Below are 3557 nucleotides of genomic sequence, written 5' to 3'. Positions count from 1 at the left end.
TGCAGGTTGGTCTTGTTGACCCAGACCACGCCGGTGTCGCGGAACTTGCTCCCCGGGGAGGCGCGTCCATCGCGTTCCATGCGCTGCGCCCGGCCCTCGGCATCGCCGCCGATGCGCGGCGCCCAGCGCTTGACCTGGCCGCGCTGCGGCGTGCGCAGGCTCAGCTGCGTGAAGCTGTTGATCGCCGCGTGGCGGGTGAAGTAGCGCTCCAGCACGCTCGCGAACAGATAGGCGCTGTGGCCCTGGAAGGCCAGCTCGTCGAGTTCCAGCGTGATCTCGGTGCCCGCGCCGAAGCTCAGCGGCCCGGTGAACGGCAGGCGCCGCACGACCGGCTGGCATCGACGCCACGGACGCCCTCCACCTGGCGCAGCCAGGCCGGATCGCTCGGCGGGCCGTACAGCGCGAGCAGGCGGCGCAGCGTCGCCGCGGCCTGCGCGGGCGGCTCGTCGGCCCAGGGCAGTTGCTGCTGCGTCAGCAGGCCCACCAGGCTCCAGCCCGCCTCGCCCACCGGCTGGCGGTTGACCGGCCGCGTCGGGCCATGCACCGCCTCGACCTTGAGCACTGGCCCCGCCGCGTCCAGCCGCCAGGCGCCGGCACCGTTGTGCGGCAGCAGCATCGGCAGGTCGCGGTTGGTGACCAGCGCCGAGACCGACAGCTGGCGGATGTCCTCGCGATAAGGCGCGTGGCGCGGGTCGACCAGCGACAGGAAGACCTCGTCGCCGATGTAGCCGGTGCGCGGGCCCTGCTCCTTCTGGCGCGTCGACAGCAGGCGCGGCTCGCGCCGCACCGTGTAGAAGCCGGGCGCCTCGGGCGGCGCCTGGTGGTAGGTCGCGTACAGCGGCTCGAAGCCCTGCTGGCCCAGCGCCCCGGCCCCGTAGCCGGTCACCGACTGCAGGCTGTGGATCTCGTAGTCCATCGGCCGGGTGCGGTCCGGGACGACGTGGTATTCCCAGCTGCCGGTGCCGAGCTGGATGCGGTCCAGCCGCTTGGGGAACAGGTTGATCGCCGGCGTGCAGTGCAGCGAGACGCTGTCCACGTCGACCATCGCCTCCAGCGCGCCGTCGCCGCGGCTGAAGAACAGCACGATCTCGAAGCTCGTGCCCTCCACGCGCGCCAGGCGCTCGGCGAGCTGGTCGATCTCGAGGAACAGGAAGCGCCGCGGCATCGCGGCCAACTCCTGCATCAGCCGGCATCCGGAGAAGTTGCGGTGCGTCTCCGGCAGCAGCGCCTCGTCCGGCGCGAAGCCCAGCGGGCGGATGCTGGCCGCGGACCGCCACTGCGCCGGCACCGCCGGGGCGTCGATGCCCTCGCCGGTGACGAAGCTGCCCAGCGGGGCGCCCAGCGCCAACTCGTGCAGGCGGTAGGCGACCTCGTCCGGCGCGCTCAGGTAGAGCGCGAGCCGGTCCAGCCCCAGCTGGCGCACCGGAATGCCGCCGCCGGTCTTGAGCCGCAGCCGCAGCCCGCCACGACTGCCGGCGGCATCGGGCAGGCGCGACATCGGCAGGTCGGGCGCGTGGCTGAAGTACTGGACGTCGTCCAGCGTCAGCGGCCACAGCGTCACGTCATGGGCGGTGCGGAACTCGCAGCGGGTGTCCTGGCCGCGCGGCACGCCGGACTGCAGCACGCTGCCCCGCGGCACCGGGTGGCCCTTGGAGAGGTTGGGGTCGGTCGGATCGACGCCGAAGCGCGCGATCATCATCGACGGCACCGGCGCCAGGAAGTTGGGGTAGATCGACTCCAGCAGGTGGGCGATCAGGCGCGGATGCTCGGCGTCGAGCTTGAGCTGCACCCGCGCCGACAGGAAAGCGAAACCCTCCAGCAGCCGCTCGACATAGGGGTCGGCGACCTCCGCATCCTCCAGGCCCAGGCGCGCGGCGATCTTGGGGAAGTCGCGCGCGAACTCGGCGCCGACCTCGCGCAGGTGGGCGAGCTCGTCGTTGTACAGGCGCAGCAGCCGGGGATCCATCGCGCGTCCTCAGCCCTCGCGCACCTCGACCTGCCCCGCCTCGAGGTCCATCTGCGTGCGCAGCAGGATCTCCAGCGGCACCGGCTGCGACCAGAGGTGGCCGCGGATGTCGAACTCGATCACGTTGTGGGTGTCCATGACGCTCTGCGTCTCGATCGCGCGGACCTCGAGCGTGTCGGGCAGGATGCGCGGCTCGAAGCGCAGGATGGCCTGGCGGATCTGCTTCTCCAGCAGGTGCACGTCGATGCGCGAGGCCAGCTGCCCCGACAGCGCCGGCAGGCCGAAGTTCAGCACGCTGTCGCCGACCCGCGCATACGGGTCGCAGGCCTTGCCCAGCGGCTGGATGGCGTTGAACAGCCAGCCCAGGTCGCGCAGCACCGCCTGGCGCAGCTGCGACTTGGTCATGACGCGGCGCTCCTCCGCCTCGACGCGGTGGAAGGGATCGTCGTCGGTGAGGCGGTCCAGCAGGGCCGGCTGCAGGCGATCGCGGGTGATCTGGGTCATGGCTCGCGCGGCGCGGATCCGCTCACTTCGCGGCGCCGGTGTCCAGGCGCCAGAAGACGACCTCGGCGAACTTGCCGTCGTTGGCCCAGGGGTCCCAGATCGTCTTGTCGCCCTTGCTCTTGGCGCCGGCCCAGCCGCCCAGCGAGGTCGACATCGCCAGCGGATACATGCCGCGGGCGCGCATGGTCTGGGACTTGCCGCCCGAGGTGTAGGCATACCCGCCGGCCGGCTTGGCCGCGCCGGGATAGACGACGATCACGTGGCCGTTGGGCTGCGTCACCAGGCCGCCGACGATCAGCTCGCCGCGACTGGCGCGCTCGGCCAGCTCGGACACCGGCGTCTCCTTCCAGCGCTTGTCGGCCTTCAGGAAGGCGACCAGCGAATTGGCGGTGCGGTACTCCTGGTCCGGGATGTAGCGCTTGATGACGTGCCACACGGCGTGGCTGCAGGAGCCGGGGTACTTTTCGTAGGCCTCGTCGGCGACCTGCTTGAGCTGGGCGGCGGTGACGGGTTCGGTGGCGGAGGGATTCAGGATGTCGGGCATGGGAAGTCCGCGGACGCCTTGGCGCCCGCTGCGCGGTAACGGTGTTCGGCCGCGTCCCAACGCAGCGCCGGCAGCGCGTAATCGCCGCCGACGGCCGGGTTGCTGACCTGGACGCGGATTTCCTGCGGCACGCCGTCACGCCACAGGCCGTGGCGCAGCGTCAATGTCCGCGGTTGATCGAAGGGGAACAGCTCGGGCAGCCCGCCGACGCAGCGGAACTCGCGGTCGACCAGCATCGGTTTGGGGAAGTCCTCCCACGGCGCGTCAGCGGCGCGGGTGGCGTAATAGGTCTCGGCGAAGACCGAGATCAGCGCCACGCGCGGCGTGAACTGCAGGCACCACACGGCCAGCCCCGCCTGCGCCTCCGGACAGATCCCCCAGGGATGGTCTGGCGGCGCGGCCGGATCAGCGGACGGCGCCGGCGGACGAGGCGGCAGGATCAGGGCGACCCACAACATCGGTCAGCTCCGGGAACAGGGCGAGCGGCTGCGGCGCGCGCGGGGATTCGGACAAGGCGGCGGCGGACGCTGCGGCGGGCGCGGC

General features: G+C 71.9%; 3 protein-coding genes and 1 pseudogene. All 4 read right to left on the bottom strand.

The window, feature by feature from the left end; genetic code table 11:
- Positions 1 to 1966, bottom strand: a pseudogene (gene tssF, locus FUT87_RS20870) (type VI secretion system baseplate subunit TssF); the annotation flags it as partial.
- Between the two features lie 9 nt (positions 1967 to 1975).
- Positions 1976 to 2470 (bottom strand): type VI secretion system baseplate subunit TssE, encoded by a 495-nt coding sequence (gene tssE / locus FUT87_RS20865; RefSeq protein WP_091724445.1) that lies wholly within the window; start codon positions 2468 to 2470, stop codon positions 1976 to 1978.
- 22 nt (positions 2471 to 2492) lie between these two features.
- Positions 2493 to 3014, bottom strand: coding sequence for a hypothetical protein (locus FUT87_RS20860; RefSeq protein ID WP_091724444.1), 522 nt, complete (start codon positions 3012 to 3014; stop codon positions 2493 to 2495).
- The gene (locus FUT87_RS20855) at positions 2999 to 3472 is read right to left on the bottom strand and encodes a hypothetical protein (RefSeq protein WP_147242258.1); all 474 of its coding nucleotides are present in this window, start codon (positions 3470 to 3472) and stop codon (positions 2999 to 3001) included. The genes FUT87_RS20860 and FUT87_RS20855 overlap by 16 nt, the downstream gene beginning before the upstream one ends.
- Positions 3473 to 3557: the final 85 nt, after the last annotated feature.

It is taken from the genome of Mitsuaria sp. TWR114 (genome assembly GCF_007997345.1).
This window is presented reverse-complemented; position numbering and strand designations above follow the sequence as displayed.

Excerpts from the sequence above, each read along its gene's own strand:
- tssE (WP_091724445.1), bottom strand. The coding sequence starts at position 2,470 with ATGACCCAGATCACCCGCGATCGCCTGCAGCCGGCCCTGCTGGACCGC.
- FUT87_RS20860 (WP_091724444.1), bottom strand. The coding sequence starts at position 3,014 with ATGCCCGACATCCTGAATCCCTCCGCCACCGAACCCGTCACCGCCGCC.
- FUT87_RS20855 (WP_147242258.1), bottom strand. The coding sequence starts at position 3,472 with ATGTTGTGGGTCGCCCTGATCCTGCCGCCTCGTCCGCCGGCGCCGTCC.